An 18,289-nucleotide genomic window follows, 5' to 3' on the forward strand; every position below is an offset into this window, starting at 1 on the left:
CTCACATTCCTGGGAAGAGTTGGACGATCAGATCGATCAGCTTGATGCCGATGAAGGGTGCGAGGATCCCGCCGAGGCCGTACACGGAGAGGTTGCGGCTCAACAGCTTCGAGGCGCTGCCGGGCGTGTAGCGCACACCGCGCAACGCCAGCGGGATCAGCGCCACGATCACCAGCGCGTTGAAGATCACCGCCGACAGGATCGCCGACTGCGGGCTGTGCAGCCGCATGACGTTCAGCAGGTCCAGGCCGGGGAACAGCCCGACGAACAACGCGGGGATGATCGCGAAGTACTTCGCGATGTCGTTGGCGATGGAGAACGTGGTCAACGCACCGCGGGTGATCAGCAGTTGCTTGCCGATCTCGACGATCTCGATCAGCTTGGTCGGGTCGGAGTCGAGATCTACCATGTTGCCGGCCTCTTTGGCCGCCGACGTGCCGCTGTTCATCGCCACGCCGACGTCGGCCTGGGCGAGTGCGGGCGCATCGTTGGTGCCGTCACCGGTCATCGCGACGAGCTTGCCGCCGGCCTGCTCCTTCTTGATCAATGCCATCTTGTCTTCCGGGGTGGCTTCGGCGAGGAAGTCGTCGACACCCGCCTCATCGGCAATGGCCTTGGCGGTCAACGGGTTGTCGCCGGTGATCATCACAGTGCGGATCCCCATGCGGCGCATCTCGTCGAACCGCTCACGCATGCCCTGCTTGACGACGTCCTTGAGGTGGATGACACCGAGCAATTTCGCGTAACCGTCCCGGATCTCACCCACCGCCAACGGGGTGCCGCCGGCAGCGGAGATGTCGTCGACGACGTCACCGAGCTGGGTCGGCACGTCGACGCCATGGGAGCGTACCCACTCGGCGACTGACGCGGTCGCGCCCTTACGCAGCTGATGGCCGTCGTCAAGGTCGACGCCGGACATTCGGGTGGTGGCGGAGAACTCGATCCAGGTAGCGTGTTCCAACTCTCCCGGCGTGCGCGCCCGCAAGCCGTACTGCTGCTTGGCGAACACGACGATCGAGCGGCCCTCGGGCGTTTCGTCGGCCAGGCTGGACAGCTGTGCGGCGTCGGCGAGTTGCGCCTCGGTGACGCCGTCGAGCGGCACGAACGCCGCGGCCTGCCGATTGCCCAGCGTGATGGTGCCGGTCTTGTCGAGCAGCAACGTGTTCACGTCGCCCGCCGCTTCCACCGCACGGCCGGACATGGCCAGGACGTTGCGCTGCACGAGCCGGTCCATGCCGGCGATGCCGATGGCCGAGAGCAACGCGCCGATGGTGGTCGGGATGAGGCATACCAGCAACGACACCATGACGATTCCCGAGACGCCGTTCCCGTTGAGCGCCAAGCTGTCCGGCACACCGGGGTTGTTCATCTTGGAATAGACGGCCAATGGCTGCAGTGTCGCTACCGCGAACACGAAGATGATCGTCAGCGAGGCCAGCAGGATGTTGAGCGCGATCTCGTTGGGAGTCTTCTGCCGGTTGGCGCCCTCGACCAGGGAGATCATCCGGTCGATGAAACTCTCCCCCGGCTTCTGGGTAATCCGGACGACGATGCGGTCCGACAGCACCGTGGTGCCGCCGGTGACGGCCGACCGGTCACCGCCGGATTCCCGGATCACCGGTGCGGACTCACCGGTGATGGCCGACTCGTCCACCGAAGCGATGCCCTCGACGACGTCGCCGTCGCCCGGAATCACCTGTCCCGCTTCGACGACCACGACATCACCCTGCGCGAGTAAGGACGCGGCGACAGATTCTTCCACGTCCTCACGCCCGTACGCGCCCGGTTGCCAGTCGACGAGCCTGCGTGCCACCGTGGAGGTCCTGGTCTTGCGGAGCGACTCCGCCTGGGCTTTGCCGCGGCCCTCCGCGACGGCCTCGGCCAGATTGGCGAAAACGACGGTGAGCCAGAGCCATACCACGATCAACCAGCCGAACCAGGTGGGGTCGGCGATCGCGAGGATGGTGCTCCAGACCGCGCCCACTTCGACGATGAACATCACCGGGTTGCGCCACAGGGTGCGGGGATCGAGCTTGGTCAGCGCACTGGGCAGCGATTTCCACAGCATTCTCGGATCCAGCAGACCGCCCTGGATCTTGCCGGACGGCGCCGATGCCGCGTGATTGTGCGCGGCGTCGATGGTGGTCACAGACATCAGTGGATTCCTTCAGCGAGGGGCCCGAGCGCGAGCACGGGCAGGAAGGTCAGGGCGACCAGGATCACCGTCACGCCGGCGACCATGCCGACGAACTGCGGGCGGTGCGTGGGCAGCGTGCCGATCGACTCCGGTGTCTTGCCCTGGCGGGCAAGCGAACCGGCCAACGCGAGCGCGAAGATGATCGGCAGGAGCCGGCCGAACACCATCGCCAGGCCGAGGGCGGTGTTGTACCACTCGGTGTTGACGGTGATCCCGGCGAACGCGGAACCGTTGTTGTTAGCCGCGGAGGTGAACGCGTACAGCACCTCCGAGAGTCCGTGCGGTCCGGTGTTCAGCATGCCGGCCCGTTGACCGGGCATCGCCATCGCGACGGCGGTACCGGTCAGCACCAGTAACGGTGTGATGAGGAAATATGTTGCAGCGAGTTTGATTTCGCGCGGGGTGATCTTCTTGCCCAGGTACTCCGGCGTGCGGCCGACCATCAGGCCGGCAATGAACACCGTGATGACAGCCAGGATCAGCATCCCGTACAGGCCTGAACCGACACCGCCGGGCGCGACCTCGCCCAGCTGCATGTTGAACATCGCCATCATGCCGCCGAGGCTGGTGTACGAGTCGTGGAAGGAGTTCACCGCGCCCGTCGAGGTCAATGTCGTCGACGCGGCGAACACCGCCGAATCGGCCACTCCGAAGCGCTGTTCTACGCCTTCCATCGCGGCACCCACCGCGGTCGGCACCGTACCGTGCGCCTGCAACTGGAACAGCAGGGTCAGACTCCAGCTGATCGTCGCGATGACGCCCATCACGGCGACGATCGCGTAGCCCTGCTTCTTGCTGCCGACCATCCGGCCGAACGTGCGCGGCAGCGAGAATGCGATCACCAGGATCAGGAAGATCTCGATCCAGTTCGTCCACGTGGTCGGATTCTCGAACGGATGCGCGGAGTTGACGTTGAAGAACCCGCCGCCGTTGGTGCCGAGTTCCTTGATGACCTCCTGGCTCGCGACGGGACCGCCGGGGATGACCTGGCTGCCACCGGCGATCGTGCCGACCACCTGGTCGTGGAGCGCAAAGTTCTGGATCACCCCGCCGGCGATGAGCACGATCGCGCCGAGCACGGAGAGCGGCAACAGGATCCGGACACAGCCCCGCACGAGATCGACCCAGAAGTTGCCGAGCTCCCCGGTGTTGCGGCGGGCCAGCCCGCGCACGAACGCCATCGCCACAGCCATGCCGACAGCGGCGGAGACGAAGTTCTGCACGGCGAGGCCGGCCATCTGCACCAGGTGGCCCTGCGTGGACTCACCGGAGTAGGCCTGCCAATTCGTGTTCGTCACGAAGCTGACCGCGGTGTTCCACGCCAGCGCCGGGGTCATCGGTGTCGCCGGGTCGTTGAGGTGCAACGGCAGCCTGCCCTGCACCAATTGCAGAATGAACAGGAACAGGATGCTGATCGCCGAAAAGGCGAGCACGCTGCGGGCGTAGGCGCCCCAGGTCTGCTCCGCCTTGGGATCCGCGCCGATCAACCGGTAGATGGCGCGCTCCCCGCCGAAGTGCTTCGCGGACGAATAGACGCGGTACATGTAGTCGCCCAGCGGCACGTGGACGGCCGCCAGTGCGACGACGAGCGAAACGAGGAAGAGAATCCCCGCGGTGGTCGAGCTCACTAGAACCTCTCGGGAAAGAGCAGGGCGGCGAAGAGGAAGAGGGCGATGAGGATCGCGAGCACCAGGCCGACGATGTTGTCGTAGCTCATAGCCGCTCGACCAGCCTCTGCACCAGGCCGAGCAGGGCGAAGACCGCCACCGTCAGCACCAGAAAAATGACTACTGCCATGGGTTCTCCCACACGAGCGTGGGCCGGCGGATCTCGCAGGCCGCACTCAGCATCTGCCCGGCCCCCAGCCACCGCTAGGATCTTTATGCCTTTTTGACGGTCCGGCGCGACTCCTTAACGGCTTTCGACCGGAACCCCTACCGCCGGAGGGGCTTCGCCATATGCCCGGATCGCCATCTCGCATTGCACATCGCCGCCGCGGGGTGACTCGAGTTGGCGGAACGTGCGTCGGGCGGTTGATGCGGCCCGCGGAACCTTTACGGCATCACAGCGGCGGGGCCGCTCCTCACACGAGATTCGCGGCCGCGCCGGCCATGTGCTCGCGCACCGTGGCCGCCGCGGCGGTGCCGTTCCCGGCCTCGATCGCATCGACGATCGCCAGATGACGGTGGGCATCCATGTTCTTCAGCGCCCGGTCCACCCCGGCGAACATGATCGACATCCGGATACTGCCTTCCAGAGACGACCAGGAATGCAGGAGGGTCTCATTGCCCGTCAGCTGGCACATGGTCCGGTGGAACCTGAGGTCGGCCTCGATGCGGTCCTCCAGATTGGAAGCCGACCACCGATCCATGTCCTCGACGGCCCGGCGCAGCACCTGTGCAGTCTCCGCGCGGTCCGATCGCGCGGCCAACAGGGTGGCCGCCAGCGATTCCAGGGCGGCGCGGACGTCGAAGATGTCGGTGATCTCCTTGGCGTCGAGGTGACGCACCGACAACCTGCCCCGCGCGCCCGCCGAGATGAGACCCTCCTGCTGGAGTTGACGCATCGCCTCCCGCAGGGTGCCCCGGCTGATCTGCAGCGCTTCGGAGAGTTCGGTCTCCACCAGGTGCGTGCCGGGTGTCAGCGCGCCGGTGGTGATGGCCCGCCGCAACGCGGTCAGGGCCTGCTCCCGGAGACTGGTCTTCTCCAGTCGCAGCAGCGACGTCGACTCGACCGACATGAAGCGCTCCCTGACTGTCAACATTTGGCTGTCGACATCGAATCCTACAGTCGCTCGAGGACCGTCGCGACGATCCGCGGGGTGGACAGGCCGTAGCGCTCGTGCAGGGTGGGCAACGCACCGGCGGCGAGGAACTCGTCGGGAAGGCCGATCGGGGTGATCTGCGTGGCGATGCCGCGCCGCACCGCCGCTGCGGCAACCGTCTCGAACAGCCCGCCGACCACGGTATGGTTCTCGCAGGTGAGCACCAAGCGGTCCGAGTCGACCTGGGCGAGAACGGTTTCCGCGTCGAAAGGCTTGATCGTCGGAGTGTGTACGACGGCCACGTCGACGTTGTGGCCCGCGAGCCGGTCGGCCGCCTGCAGCGCGCGCATCGTCATCAGCCCCGACGAGATCAACACGACGTCGGTTCCGTCGCGCAGCACCTTCGCCTTGCCGAGTTCGAAGCGGTAGTCGTACTCATCAAGGACCGTTGGCACGTTGCCGCGCAACAGCCGCAGACACGTCGGGCCCGGGTGGTCGGCCAGCTGCGGGACGGCCTGCTCGATGTCGACCGAGTCGCAGGGATCCACGATGGTCAGGTTCGGCATGCCCCGGAAAATCGCGATGTCTTCGGTGGCCTGATGCGAGGGACCGTATCCGGTGGTGAGTCCCGGCAGCCCGCCGACGACGTTGACGTTGAGGTTCGGCTCAGCGATATCGAGGCAGATGAAATCGTAGGCGCGTCGCGCCGCGAACACCGAGTACGTCGACGCGAAAGGCACCAGGCCGGTCTCGGCCATGCCCGCGGCGGCGCCGAACAACAGCTGTTCGGCCATGCCCATCTGGAAGAACCGGTCGGGAAAGGCCTGGGCGAAGATGTGCATGTCGGTGTACTTGCCGAGGTCGGCGGTCAGCCCGACGATGCGGTCATCGCGCCGCGCGGCCTCGACCAGTGCGTGCCCGAACGGCGCCGGCGCGGTCTTCTGGCCCGGATCGGCGAACGACGCGATCATCGCCGAGGTCTTGAGCTTGGTTGCCGTGGTCATGCCGGTACTCCTCGGTATCCGTCGGTCAGCTGGTCGCGGCAGAGCTGCCACTCGTCGGCGTCGATGCGCATGAAGTGCGCCTTCTCCCGTTCCTCGAGCATCGGCACGCCGCGGCCGACCGTGGTGTCGCACAGGATGACCGACGGCTGTTGGATGCTGACGCCGTCGAATGCGGCCAGCAGGGCGTCGACGTCGTTGCCGTCCACCCGCTGGGCATGCCAGCCGCAGGCGGCCCACTTGTCAGCCACCGGTCAGCCACCGGTTCGGTGCGTAGCACCCCGGCGGTGGGACCGTCGGCCTGCAGCGCGTTGATGTCCACCATCGCGATCAGGTTGCCCAGCCGATGGTGGGAGGCGCCCATCGCGGCCTCCCACGTCGAGCCCTCGTCGAGCTCACCATCGGACAGGAAATTGATCACCCGGGCCTGCGACCCCTGGTGGCGCAGCCCCAGCGCCATGCCCACCGCCACCGTGAGGCCGTGTCCGAGCGATCCGCCGGAGATCTCCATTCCCGGTGTGTAGCTTGCCATTCCGGACATCGGCAGCCGGGAGTCGTCCGAGCCGTAGCTGTCGAGCTCATCGGGGTCGATGATGCCCGCCTCCGCGAGTGCGGCGTAGAGGCCGATCGCATAGTGGCCCGTCGACAACAGGAAGCGGTCGCGGCCCTCCCAGTGTGGGTCCTCGGCGCGGTAGGTGAGCTGGTCGACATACACGGCGGCGAGCATGTCGGCGGCACCGAGGGCCTGACCGACGTAGCCCTGGCCTTGCGCCTCACCCATGTTCAGCACGTGGTGACGCATCCGGTAGGCAGCGTCACGCACCCGTTGCGCGCGCATCAGGCGGCCAGCACATGGGACTGGCGGGCGGCGATGTCGGCGGCCTTGCGCTCGGCCGGCCCCCATGTCTCGCGGGTGGCCAGCGCGGCGATCAGACCGATCGCGGCGTATCCGGAGAACAGCAGCGCGGGGCCGATCCACCCGAAGGACTCGTACAGCAGCGTGGTGATGAACGGGGTGAAGCCGGAGACCATCGCCGAGATCTGGTAGGCCAGTGAGGCTCCGGAGGCGCGGGTGTTCGCGGTGAAGAGTTCGGGGAACCAGGCGCCCTGCGCGCCGGCGAGCGCGTTCTGGCAGACGCCGTAGGAGATCGCGAACGTTGCGATGACCACCAGGAACAGCCCGGTGTTGACGAGCATGAACATCAGCACACCGAACGGGATGCCGAAGGCGCAGACCGCGAGATAGACCGGCCGGCGGCCGAGCCTGTCGGTCAAGCGCGCCCACCCCATCGTGGCGAAAATGCCGAGGAACGACGCGATGCAGAGTGCCACGAGGGTTTCGGTCTTGGTGGCCAGGTCGGCGTTCTTCAGGTAGCTGATCATGTAGGTGATGGACACCGCGTAGCCGGCGGTCTCGGCGATGCGAAGACCGATGCCGCGCAGGATGTTTCGCCAGTCCTTCTTGACGACCTCGGCGACCGGGGACTTGACGATCGTGCCCGAGTCCTTGACGTCTTCGAACACCGGCGACTCGGGAACCTTGGCGCGAATGATGAGACCGACGATGACCAGGACGATGCTGGCGAGGAACGGCACCCGCCATGCCCAGTCGCCCCCGAGGTGGACGCTGACCAGGAACACCAGGTTGGCCAGCAGCAGACCGACCGGGAAGCCGGCCTGCACGATGCCGGTGAAGCGGCCTTTCTGCTTCCACGGTGCGTGCTCGTAGCTCATCAGGATCGCGCCGCCCCATTCGGCGCCGAAGGCGAGGCCCTGGATGATGCGGACGGTCACCAGCAAGATCGGCGCCAGCACCCCGACCGCGGCGTAGGTCGGCAGCAGGCCGATCGCGAAGGTGGCCAGGCCCATCACGATCAGTGACGCGACCAGCACGGGCTTGCGACCGACCTTGTCGCCGAGATGGCCGCCGATGATGCCGCCGAGTGGGCGGGCGGCGAACCCGACGCCGAGCGTCGCGAACGCGGCCAGCGTGCCGGCGACGGGACTGGAGTTCGGGAAGAACGCGGTGCCGAAGTACAGCGCGGCGGCGGTTCCGAAGCCGATGAAGTCATAGGTCTCGATGACGGCGCCAACCCCGGAGCCGATCGCGACCCGCTTGGCGTCCTTCGTGCCGTGCACCGGACCCCGCATCGTCAGAGCGTCATCGCTCATGATGGTCATCCTTTCAAAGATCTGCGTCACTGTCGACGGTCAACAGTGGGCTGCGTCACCTAGTGTGACCGCCGGCACATTCATTGTCAACAGTCAACATTTCGTAACCGTCGGTAGTTGACTGTCAACAGTTAACTGATCTAGTGTGGTCGTCATCACAGGAGGTGACATGACCGGACCGTTCGACTCCCGGCTGGGCTGCTCGACGATCAGCTTTCGGCATCAGCCGCTCGCCGATGCTCTCGCGACCATCGTCGGCCTGGGCTTTTCCGAGATCGACCTCGGCGCGCTGCCCGGGGTGTGCGACCACGTGCCCTACGTGCTGGATGAGCCCGCCGTCCGCACGGTGGCGGCCGCCGTCGCCGGCTCCGGCGTGCGGGTTCGCTCGATCAACGGCGACATCGGCGACCTGAACAAGCCACTGCACGCCGACGAGGCGGCCGCGCGCCGCCGGCACCTCGACATGCTCGTCGCGCTGGCCGCCGCCACCGGGGCGCGCGCACTGGTGCTGCCCTGCGGGGGCCCCGACCACGAACCGTTCACGTCACTGGACGACGACCTCGACCGGGTGGCCGACGAGCTCATCGCCGCCGCGCACGTGGCCGCGGCCTCGCGCGTCGAGTTGTGGACGGAGTCGCTGCACTTCCACCGGCTGTGCTTCGACATCGACCGCGCTCACGCACTCACCAGCAGGTTCGGCGCCGAGGTGGGCGTCGTCATGGACTTCAGCCACATCGTCGCCTCCGGCGGGGATCCGCTCGAGTTCGTCGCCCGCTTCGGCCCGCGCATCGCACACGTCCACATCCGTGACGCGGTGCCCGGCAACATCAATCTCTCAGTAGGCAACGGCGCCGTGGATTTCGGCGGTGGCCTCAAGGCGCTGGCCGACGCCGGCTACCACGGCCACTTCTCGCTGGAGCTCGAGACCCGCGACATCAGCAACGACCACCGACCTGACGCGACAGCCGCTGCCGCGCAATTGATTTCAGAACTGATCTAGGAGAAACCTGACATGAGAACCGCAGTGATCACCGGTGCCACCTCCGAGCGCGGCATCGGCATGACCGTCGCGCAACGCTATGCCCGCGAAGGGTGGGCCGTCGTCATCCTCGACCTGGACGGCGAGAAGTCGGCCAAGGTGGCCGCCGAGATCGGCAACCAGTACGCGGTGCCGGCCTTCGGGTGCGCGATCGACGTCACGGCCGAGGCGTCGGTGGATGCCGCCCACGACGCCGTCGCCGCCGAGGTGGCGTCGGGCAACCTGCCACCCGTCGGCGCGCTGGCCAACATCGCCGGGATCACCTCCCCCGTCCCGTTCCTCGAGACCACGCTGGAACTGTGGAACACCGTGATGGCCGTCAACGCCACCGGCACCTACCTGGTGACCCGCGCGTTCCTGCCCGACATGATCGCGCAGGGCAGGGGCCGCATCGTGAACATGTCCTCGGTGTCCGCGCAGCGCGGCGGCGGGGTGTTCGGCAAGGTGCCCTACTCGTCGGCCAAGGCCGCGATCCTCGGCTTCACCAAGGCGCTGGCCCGCGAGATCGCCGACACCGGGGTCACCGTCAACGCGGTCACACCGGGCGCGGTCGACACCAACATCAGAGTCGGATCCACCGACGAGCAGGAGGCCAAAATGGCCGCCGACATCCCCGTCGGCCGTACGGCGACCACCGAGGAGGTGGCGGCGGTGATCACCTTCCTGTCCGGAGACGACGCGAGCTACCTCACCGGTACGACCGTTGATATCAACGGAGGCAGCCACATTCACTAGAGTCGCAGGATGCCCGTCACCTGGAAACGTGTCGACTCACACGCCGATCCCGATGCTGTCGTCGCCCCCGATGAACGGCTGAGCTGGCCCCGCACCGTCGGGCTGGGCGCCCAGCACGTCGTCGCGATGTTCGGCGCCACCTTCCTGGTGCCCGTCCTGACCGGATTCCCGCCCGCCACCACGCTGCTGTTCTCCGGTGTGGGCACGTTGCTGTTCCTGCTGATCACCGGCAACCGACTGCCGAGCTACCTGGGGTCGAGCTTCTCGGTGATCGCGCCCATCACCGCGGCGGTCGCCTCGGACGGGGCGGGAAGTGCGCTGGGCGGCATCATCGCCGTCGGTCTGCTGCTGGTCATCGTCGGCGTCGTTGTGCACATCGCAGGCACCCACTGGATCGACCTGACCCTGCCGCCCGTTGTGACGGGCGCGATCGTAGCGCTGATCGGGCTGAACCTGGCCCCGGTGGCCAAGACCAATTTCGAGAAGGGCCCGGTGCTGGGCCTGGTCACCCTGGTGCTGCTGGTGGCGGTGCTGGCGTTCTTCCGCGGCATGATCGGCAGGCTGGCCATCTTCCTCGCGGTCGCGGTGGGGTACGCGCTGGCGCTGGTGCTCGGGGACGTCGACACCTCGGGCATCGCGTCCGCCCCGTGGATCGGGCTGCCCGAGTTCCAGGCCCCGACGTTCTCGCTGTCGGTGTTGCCTCTGTTCCTGCCCGCCGTGGCGGCGCTGATCGCCGAGAACATCGGCCACGTCAAGTCCGTGGGGCAGATGACCCAGCGCGACATGGATCCGCTGATGGGCCGGGCGCTGGCCGCCGACGGCGTCGCGACCACGCTGGCAGGGTTCGGCGGCGGCTCGGCGACCACGACGTACGCCGAGAACATCGGGGTGATGGCGGCGACGCGGGTGTACTCGACAGCGCCGTACTGGGTCGCGGCGGGGGTCGCGATCCTTCTGTCGTTGTGCCCCAAGGTGGGTGCGGCGATCTCGGCGGTTCCGGCGGGTGTGCTCGGCGGGGCGACGGTCGTGCTGTATGGACTGGTCGGCATCCTCGGCGTGCGGATCTGGCTGACCAACCACGTCGACTTCTCCCAGCCGGTCAATCAGATGACCGCGGCGATCCCGTTGGTCATCGGCATCGCCGACTTCACCTGGACCGCAGGCGATCTCCAGTTCACCGGGATCGCCCTCGGATCGATCGCCGCGCTGGTGATCTACCACGGCATGCGGCTGCTCGGTTTCAGAGCGGATCGAGAAGCGCGGCCGGACCCCGATTCATCAGTTGACGCGCCACGATGATGCGCTGAATCTCGCTGGCGCCCTACCAGATTCGCTCGACGCGTAGCTCGCGGAACAGCCGCTCGGCGACGTTCTCCCGCATGTAACCGCGGCCGCCGAAGATCTGCACCGCTCGGTCGGCCGCCCGGCCGGCCATCTCAGAGCAGTACAGCTTGGCCATATCGAGCAGATCGGACGGCCGGCGTGAGCCGATGGCGGGCGGCACCTGGCTGAGCAGGGGGCCCGTCACATCGGCGATGCCCTCCAGCCACGCGCGTTCCACCGCGGCCAGGCCTCGGCGTCCTTCTTCGACCACTTCGCCAGCTGCTCGTGGGTCCGTGCGGGGTCGTCCTCGTAGATCGTCAGCGAACCACCTTCGGCAAACGCCTGATAATAGGAGCCCATCGGGTGCACCTTGTACCCATGGCGTTGCAAATGCAGTTCTCGCACGATCGTGGGCGGCATCAGGCTCATGACATAGGACAGCCGCGTTACCCGCAAATGCGGGGCGTCCTCACACGCTGTTTCCGTGGTGGCCGCCACCGATCACGAGAGCGTCGCAGTTGTGGGGCAATCGATGACCTCTCCCGAGCATCCTGACTGACTGTTCAATCTAACGCAGTGTTAGGCTGCAGAGAAGGGGCTGCGCCGCACATGATGGGAGGATCGCCGCCATGGCAGAACCCGCGCCCGCGACCGAGCAGAACGAGGGTCGGCGCATCGAAATGCTCCGTGCCGCAGCCGAGCTGATCTGCGAGCGCGGCTTCGGTGACACGCGCATCGCCGACGTGGCCAAGCGTGCCGGCGTGAGTTCGGCGCTCGTCATCTACTACTTCGGCACCCGGGACCGCCTGCTCGTCGACGCGTTGCGGTACTCGGAGGAGTCGTTCTACGAGGCCGCCGAGAAGATGCTCGCCGAGGTGCCCTCGCTGCGTGAGCGGTTGTCCCTGCTGATCCGGTGGACCTGCGTCCCCGGGACCGACGACGAGATCCCCGGCGCCTGGGGGCTGTGGTTCGACCTGTGGGCGCAAGCCTTTCGGCACGACGAGATCAAGGCCGGCAGGGTCGAACTCGACGCGCGGTGGCGCACGATGATCGTCGACGCGGTGCGCTCGGGCGCCGATCAGGCCAATGTCGATCCGCGGATGTTCGCCCTCGAGTTCGCCGCGCTGCTCGACGGGCTGTCGATTCAGGTCGCGCTCGAGGATCCCGAGGTCGATTCCGAGGTCGCCTACGACATCGCGATGCGCTTCGCCGAGCGCGAGCTCAACCTCGAGCCCACCGCTAAGCGGGACTGAGGGCCGACACCGGATCGGGCGACGGGGACGGCGGTGCTGCGTTGCAGCACCCGCACCGCGTCGTGGGTGCAGACGCACGCCACCCGCTGTCCCGGCGCGTGGGTCACCGACGCGGGCCCGCGGCGGTTGGGCACCTCGACCACCAGATCGGCCCTGGCCCCGACAGCGGGTGTACCTGAGTGGAATTACTCAGATAGACAACGTGTTTGACGGTGCCGCCACGACGTTCGCGCCCGCGGAGGTGGAATTCCCATTGTCCTGCAGGGTGATTCGCTCCGGCCGGATCACGACTGCGGCGGCGCCCGGGGCCGGGGCCCCGGACGAGGACGGCGTGTACCAGTTCGTCACGCGGGCGGCTAGGGCGTACGCCGATTCCGTTGGTCGTGCGCCGGAACCCCGTTGACGCCCTCGATCGACTGCGCGTAACCGCCCACCGCGTACGCCGCGGTGGCGGCCATGATGCCGAGAGCATCCCGGTCGACGTTGTCGATGGTGTCCGCCCGGGTGTGGTAGTTCCGGTCGAAGGGCACGCCCGCCTTCCCACCCCAGATCCGGGCCTGTACCTCCGATTTGCGCTGCGACGTGCCGGTCGTCACCCCACCCACTGGCACGCCCGCGGCCAGGAACGCGGCGTAGTCGGTGCCGCGCGTCAGCGGCATGTCGGCCGGCCGCACGCCCTGCGCGTACAGCCGTCCTGCCAGGGTGCGCTCGATGCCGGCGGAGCCCTGCGGCAGAGCGGGGACCGTGGTCGCCGTCTGTGCGGACTGGTCCCCGTCGTCGGTGAAGTAGCCCGCGTTGATCGACCCGAGCACGTCGAAGTCCAGGTACAGCGCGACGGCGTCGAGCTGGCTCTGGTCGAGTGATCGCAGATAGCTCGTCGAGCCGTCGGCGGACACCTCGCCGGCGCCCCAGAACGCGAACCGCACGGCGTTGGCACCGCCGGGCTCCGGGCCCATCTGGAGCGCTGTCTCCAATACGGTGGCGACCCCGGTGCCGTTGTCGTTGATCCCGGGCCCCGAGCTGACACTGTCGAGGTGGGCGCCGACCACCACCACGCTGTCGGGGTCACCGGAGCGGGTCTGGGCGATCACGTTGCGCGAGGTGGTCATCACCGGTTTGTTGTCCAGCACCAGCGTGACCGGCGCTTCCGTCCGGCGCAGCGCGGCGTCGGCCGTCGGATCGATGACGCCGACCGGGATCCTCATGTTCTGGTAGTACCCGGGGGTGAACAGGCCCGGCGGGGCACCCACCGGGCGGGTGGGCGTGGCCTGGCTGACCACGAGCATACCCACGGCGCCGCGGGCCACGGCCGCGTCGTGTTTGGCCACGATCGAACACGAGGTGTCGTCGACAACGGCGATGGCGCCCTTGACCGCCACGGTCCCGTAGTCGGACGCTGTGCACCCCGCGGGCTTGCGGGGCCGCAGTGTGATCGCCCGCAAGCCACCCGGGTCGGTGGTGAGCAGCAGCGATGCCTGATCCGTGCGGTAGCTCCGTCCCGCGACCGTCAGCGCCGGCTTTCCGCCCCGTGATCCGGACAGTCGCTGAAACTCCGGAGTCTGCACATCGAAGCCCTTGTCGCGCAGCATGTTCGCGACATAGTCCACGCTCGCCTGGTAGCCGGGAGTGCCGTCGGCACGGTTACCGTCGTGAGCGTCGGCGATCTTCTGCAGCTCCGTCAGGTGGCGGAAGACACCGTCGACCGTCACCTTCCCGGCCAGGTCGGCCCCCAGGTCAGCCGGCGGCGCGGGCGCGTTCGACGAGCAGGCGGCCAGCGCGCAGCACACCAGCGCCAGAACGGCCGCGACGTGCCTGCGCGTCATGACTCGGGCAGTTGATGGCGGGTGCGGTCGTCGCGCACCGGAATCCCGTTGCGACCGCGCTGATCCTGTGCGTACAGACCCACCGAGTACGCCACCCCGCTGCCGTGGATCTGCAGGGCGGTGCGGTCGACGTGGTCGAGCGTGTCGGTGTCCTTGTGATAGTTCGGGTCGAACGGTTGATCCGCGGCGCCGCCCCAGATCTCGGCCTGCCGGACGGTCTTCTTCTCTTCGGCTCCCGAGAACAGGCCCCCGGCAGGCACTCCCGCCTTCGTGAAGTCGTCGTAGTCCGACCTGCCGTCGAAGGAGGTGTCCTCGGCCGGTTTGCCGGCGCGGTCGAGGTAACCGACGAGCACGCGCTCGATGCCCGCCGAGCCCTCGGGCACCCGCGGAACACCGTCCTGCGGGCCCGGCGCGGTAGACTGGTCGCCGTCGTAGGTGAAGTATCCGGGATTGGGCGAGCCGAGCATGTCGAAGTTCAGGTACAGCGCGATGTCCTTGAGCGCCTCGACGTCCAGCGATCCGACGTAGTCGCTCGATCCCAGCAGGCCCAGTTCCTCGGCGCCCCAGAAACCGAACCGCACGGCATTGGCGACCTGAGGCGAACTGCCCAGCTGCAGAGCGGTTTCCAGGGTGGCGGCGACACCGGAGCCGTTGTCGTTGATGCCGGGCCCGTCCGGCACGCTGTCCAGGTGCGCGCCGACCATCACGACATCCGACGTCGAACCGGTCGCGGTCTGGGCGATCACGTTGCGGGTCTTCTCGACGCGGACGCCGGCGTTCATGACGATCGTTGCCGGCGCACCCGCCTCGCCGCGCAGTCGGGCCCCGTCGGCCTTGGGGACGCTGATCACCGGGATCTTCACATCGGTGTTCTGGCCGAGGGTGCCTCCGCTCATCTCACCCTCCTGGTTGTTCGCGACAATCAGCGCGACCGCGCCGCGCGCGGCGGCAGCCGTCTGCTTGGCCCCGAACGGGCACGACCCGCGATCGACCAGCACCACCGCCCCCTGCGTCGGCAGCCCGTCGTAGTCCTCGGCCGTGCATCCCGGGGTGTCCTCGGCGCGGGCCGCGACGATCGGGCCGGACACGCCCTCACCGGGCGCACCGACCGTGTACTCGAGGGGCTTGGCGGTGACACGGGCGCCGGCCACGGTCAGCACCGGGGCGTCGGCCCAGGGCAACTTCACCTCGAACTCCGGCGTCTGGACATCGAAACCCTTGTCGCGCAACGCCTTGGCGACATAGTCCACGCTGGCGTCATAGCCGGAGGTGCCGAGCGCGCGGTTCCCGCCGTTGGCGTCGGCGATGTCCTGCAGGGCGCGCAGGTGTTTCATCGTCGCATCGACGGTGACCTTGCGCGAGAGCGCATCGGCGAAGTCGGCGGCGGCGCCCGCATCGGCGGCGGGTGGCGGTGACGAGGGGGCGGGTCGGTTCTGATCGCCACAGCCGCTGGTCGCCAGCAGCGCGACGGCGAACAGGGCAGCCAGCCGTACCGCCGGTCGGGTGGGGGTCACGGGCACCACGTTAGCGCGCGCCGAGATGGTCCAGCACCGCCTCGGCGGCGAGCCGGGGCTCCTCGATCTGCAGGAAGTGCCCAGCCGTCGGCAGCGTGACCACCCGGCTGCCCGCGGGCAACACATCGGTGATCGACTCGGCGTAGGCCGCCAGCATCGCGCCGTCCTGCAGGCCCTGCACGTGCAGGATCGGCACCCGCGGGAGTTCCAGCGCCCACCGGTGTAGATCGGCGTACCGCGCGGCGGGCCGGCCCGGCCGCACCATCGCGCGGTAGTAGCCGACCGCCGCCCGCCGGTGCACCGGGCTCGGCAGCGCAGCCAGCGCGGCGTCGAGTTCGGCGTCGGTGGCGAAGCCGGGCGGCCCCCAGTCCCGCCAGAGCCGCGGAATCACCCGCGACACAAGGTTTTCCGGCAGCGCGGGCAGCTGGAAGAACAGGATGTACCAACTGTTGCGCAGCTGCCTGGGCAGCATCCGCAGCTGCCTGCCGGCGTCGCCGCGGGTACGAATGATCGCCCCGATCGGAGCGACCGCCATCGTGATGTGGGTGGCGAACGGCGAGTCCGGCGACGCGGCCAGTCCCGCGGCGGTGAACGCGCCCCAGTCGTGTCCGATCAGCACCGCGTCCGTCGGTGCGCCGAGGGCGCCGTGGACCGCCAGGGCGTCGTACATCAGCGCGCCGATGTGGTAGTCGCCGTCGGGGGCGGGGCCGGTCGGCGCGTAGCCGCGGGAGAACGGGGCGACCACCCGCAGGCCTCGTTCGGCCAGCAGCGGCGCCACCTTCTGCCACCCCCACGCACTGTCCGGGAAGCCGTGCAGACACAGCACCAACCGGCCGTCGGCCGGCCCCCAGGACAGCGCGTGGATCTTCAGGTGAGGGAGGTCGAACACCAGCCGTTGCGCAGTGGTCATCCCCTCATCGTCTCAGCCGCGCGACGACGCCTTCGCCAGGGCCGGGTGCCTGCTGAACTCCAGCGTGCCGTCGTCGATCCTGCAGTTGCGGATCACGCGGAGGTCGACCAGGTAGTTCTGCTTGAGCCGCCACGGGGTCTTCGACCCCGACTTCGGCAGCTTGTCCAGCGAACGCTTGATGTAGCCGGAGCTCAGGTCGACGAACGGGAGTTGCTCGACGTCGTCGCCCGGGTCGCGCGGCACCACGGTGTCGTAGCCCTTGCTCTCCATGAAGTGCAGAAGGCGGCTGACGTACTCCGAGGTCAGGTCGGCCTTCAGAGTCCACGACGCGTTGGTGTAGCCGAAGGTGAACGCCACGTTCGGCAGACCCGAGAGCATCAGCCCCCGGTAGGCCACCGACGTCGACAGGTCCTGCGGTTCGCCGTTGCGCAGCACCTGGGCGCCGCCGAAGAACTGCACGTTCAATCCCGTTGCGGTGACGATGATGTCGGCCTTCAGGTGCTCACCGGACGTCAGGGCGATACCGTCGGCGGTGAAGCGCTCGATGGTGTCGGTGACGACGTCGGCCTTGCCCTTGCGGATGGCCTTGAAGATGTCGCCGTTGGGGGCCAGGCAGACGCGCTGATCCCACGGCTTGTAGCTGGGGCTGAAGTGCTTGTCGTAGTCGAAGCCGTCCGGCAGCCGCCGTTCGGCCATGGTGCGCAACGCCTTACGGAAGACGCCGGGCAACGTGCGGGCGAGCTGATACTGGGCGGTGGCCTGCAGGATCGCCTTCCAGCGCACCGCGGTGTAGGCCGTCTTCTCCGGCAGCAGCCGGAAGGCGCGGGCGGCGAAGGGATCCTTGTCGGGCAGCGACCCGATGTAGGTGGGGGTGCGCTGCAGCATGGTGACGTGGCCGGCGCCGCTGTCGATCAGCGCCGGGATCAGCGTGATGGCGGTGGCGCCGCTGCCGACGACGACGATCTTCTTACCCTGGTAGTCGAGGTCCTCGGGCCAGTGCTGCGGGTGCACGATGGTGCCGCCGAAGTCCTCGGCGCCGGGGAACTCGGGCGAGAAGCCCTCGTCGTAGTTGTAGTAGCCGCTGCACGCCCACAGGAAGTTGGCGTGGATCTCGGTCTGCTCGCCGCCGCGCTCGACGGTGAGTTCCCACCGGCTGTGCTCGTCGGACCAGTTCGCGGCGAGGACCTTCTGCCCGTAGCGGATGTGCTTGTCGATGCCGTTCTCCGTCGCGGCCTCGTTCAGGTAGTTCCAGATCGACGGGCCGTCGGCGATCATCTGATCGGTCGCCCACGGCTTGAAGTGGAACCCGAGGGTGTACATGTCGGAGTCCGACCGGATACCCGGGTACTTGAAGAGGTCCCAGGTGCCGCCGAGGGTCTCACGGCGTTCGAGGATCACGTAGTCCTTGTCCGGGCACTGCTGTTGCAGGTGCCAGGCGGCGCTGATGCCGGAGATCCCGGCCCCGACAATGACGACATCGACAAATTCGGTCATGATGTAAAGCTATCAACATCGTGTCGACGTGGTCAACAGTGTGTTGAGTAAATCGACAGACTGT

At 67.8% G+C, this 18,289-nt stretch carries 16 protein-coding genes and 1 pseudogene; 4 read left to right on the top strand and 13 right to left on the bottom strand.

Annotated elements, in window-relative coordinates; all coding sequences use genetic code 11:
* Position 1 precedes the first annotated feature (1 nt).
* From kdpB to G6N45_RS01815, 7 genes and pseudogenes are all read right to left on the bottom strand, one after another.
* Complete coding sequence (gene kdpB / locus G6N45_RS01780; protein WP_163720158.1) at positions 2–2,155, bottom strand: potassium-transporting ATPase subunit KdpB; 2,154 nt, start codon at positions 2,153–2,155, stop codon at positions 2–4.
* A complete protein-coding gene (gene kdpA / locus G6N45_RS01785; protein ID WP_163720159.1) occupies positions 2,155–3,825 on the bottom strand; it encodes a potassium-transporting ATPase subunit KdpA in 1,671 nt (556 codons plus the stop codon). Before kdpA ends, kdpB begins: the two co-directional genes overlap by 1 nt.
* Positions 3,825–3,914: a potassium-transporting ATPase subunit F gene (locus tag G6N45_RS01790; RefSeq protein WP_057150360.1), complete on the bottom strand. Its 90-nt coding sequence runs from the start codon at positions 3,912–3,914 to the stop codon at positions 3,825–3,827. Before G6N45_RS01790 ends, kdpA begins: the two co-directional genes overlap by 1 nt.
* 366 nt (positions 3,915–4,280) lie before the next feature.
* Positions 4,281–4,937: a GntR family transcriptional regulator gene (locus G6N45_RS01800; protein WP_163720160.1), complete on the bottom strand. Its 657-nt coding sequence runs from the start codon at positions 4,935–4,937 to the stop codon at positions 4,281–4,283.
* A gap of 44 nt (positions 4,938–4,981) precedes the next feature.
* On the bottom strand, positions 4,982–5,965 hold the full coding sequence (locus tag G6N45_RS01805; protein ID WP_163720161.1) for a transketolase family protein: 984 nt from the start codon (positions 5,963–5,965) through the stop codon (positions 4,982–4,984).
* Positions 5,962–6,800, bottom strand: a pseudogene (locus G6N45_RS01810) (transketolase). The gene G6N45_RS01805 and the pseudogene G6N45_RS01810 overlap by 4 nt, the downstream one beginning before the upstream one ends.
* Positions 6,800–8,134, bottom strand: a complete 1,335-nt coding sequence (locus G6N45_RS01815) for an MFS transporter (protein ID WP_163720162.1) — start codon at positions 8,132–8,134, stop codon at positions 6,800–6,802. Before G6N45_RS01815 ends, G6N45_RS01810 begins: the two are co-directional and overlap by 1 nt.
* Positions 8,135–8,303: 169 nt before the next feature.
* Between G6N45_RS01815 and G6N45_RS01820 the strand changes: the two genes are divergently transcribed.
* From G6N45_RS01820 to G6N45_RS01830, 3 genes are read left to right on the top strand one after another with little or no spacing between them, the layout of a single operon-like run.
* On the top strand, positions 8,304–9,134 hold the full coding sequence (locus G6N45_RS01820) for a sugar phosphate isomerase/epimerase family protein (RefSeq protein WP_163720163.1): 831 nt from the start codon (positions 8,304–8,306) through the stop codon (positions 9,132–9,134).
* Between the two features lie 12 nt (positions 9,135–9,146).
* A complete protein-coding gene (locus tag G6N45_RS01825; protein WP_163720164.1) occupies positions 9,147–9,908 on the top strand; it encodes an SDR family NAD(P)-dependent oxidoreductase in 762 nt (253 codons plus the stop codon).
* 9 nt (positions 9,909–9,917) lie between these two features.
* Entirely contained in the window at positions 9,918–11,207 is a 1,290-nt protein-coding gene (locus tag G6N45_RS01830) for a uracil-xanthine permease family protein (protein ID WP_163720165.1), read from the top strand.
* A gap of 22 nt (positions 11,208–11,229) precedes the next feature.
* Here the strand turns inward: G6N45_RS01830 and G6N45_RS28355 are convergent, their stop codons facing one another.
* Positions 11,230–11,436, bottom strand: coding sequence for an acyl-CoA dehydrogenase family protein (locus G6N45_RS28355; RefSeq protein WP_407664269.1), 207 nt, complete (start codon positions 11,434–11,436; stop codon positions 11,230–11,232).
* Positions 11,433–11,591, bottom strand: coding sequence for a hypothetical protein (locus tag G6N45_RS28360; protein WP_163719573.1), 159 nt, complete (start codon positions 11,589–11,591; stop codon positions 11,433–11,435). Before G6N45_RS28360 ends, G6N45_RS28355 begins: the two co-directional genes overlap by 4 nt.
* Positions 11,592–11,860: 269 nt before the next feature.
* Here G6N45_RS28360 and G6N45_RS01845 point away from each other — a divergent pair, with 269 nt between their 5' ends.
* Positions 11,861–12,484 (top strand): TetR/AcrR family transcriptional regulator, encoded by a 624-nt coding sequence (locus G6N45_RS01845; protein ID WP_163720166.1) that lies wholly within the window; start codon positions 11,861–11,863, stop codon positions 12,482–12,484.
* A 356-nt stretch (positions 12,485–12,840) separates the two neighbouring features.
* On the opposite strand, the gene G6N45_RS01850 is transcribed toward G6N45_RS01845, so the two are convergent.
* From G6N45_RS01850 to G6N45_RS01865, 4 genes are read right to left on the bottom strand one after another with little or no spacing between them, the layout of a single operon-like run.
* The gene (locus tag G6N45_RS01850) at positions 12,841–14,307 is read right to left on the bottom strand and encodes a M28 family peptidase (RefSeq protein WP_163720167.1); all 1,467 of its coding nucleotides are present in this window, start codon (positions 14,305–14,307) and stop codon (positions 12,841–12,843) included.
* Positions 14,304–15,821, bottom strand: a complete 1,518-nt coding sequence (locus G6N45_RS01855; RefSeq protein ID WP_246228841.1) for a M28 family metallopeptidase — start codon at positions 15,819–15,821, stop codon at positions 14,304–14,306. The genes G6N45_RS01850 and G6N45_RS01855 overlap by 4 nt, the downstream gene beginning before the upstream one ends.
* A gap of 10 nt (positions 15,822–15,831) precedes the next feature.
* Positions 15,832–16,731, bottom strand: a complete 900-nt coding sequence (locus G6N45_RS01860) for an alpha/beta fold hydrolase (RefSeq protein WP_163720169.1) — start codon at positions 16,729–16,731, stop codon at positions 15,832–15,834.
* Positions 16,732–16,743: 12 nt separating this feature from the next.
* Entirely contained in the window at positions 16,744–18,225 is a 1,482-nt protein-coding gene (locus tag G6N45_RS01865; protein ID WP_163720170.1) for a flavin-containing monooxygenase, read from the bottom strand.
* Between the last annotated feature and the right edge of the window lie 64 nt (positions 18,226–18,289).

The organism is Mycolicibacterium psychrotolerans, from assembly GCF_010729305.1.
Lineage (GTDB): Bacteria > Actinomycetota > Actinomycetes > Mycobacteriales > Mycobacteriaceae > Mycobacterium > Mycobacterium psychrotolerans.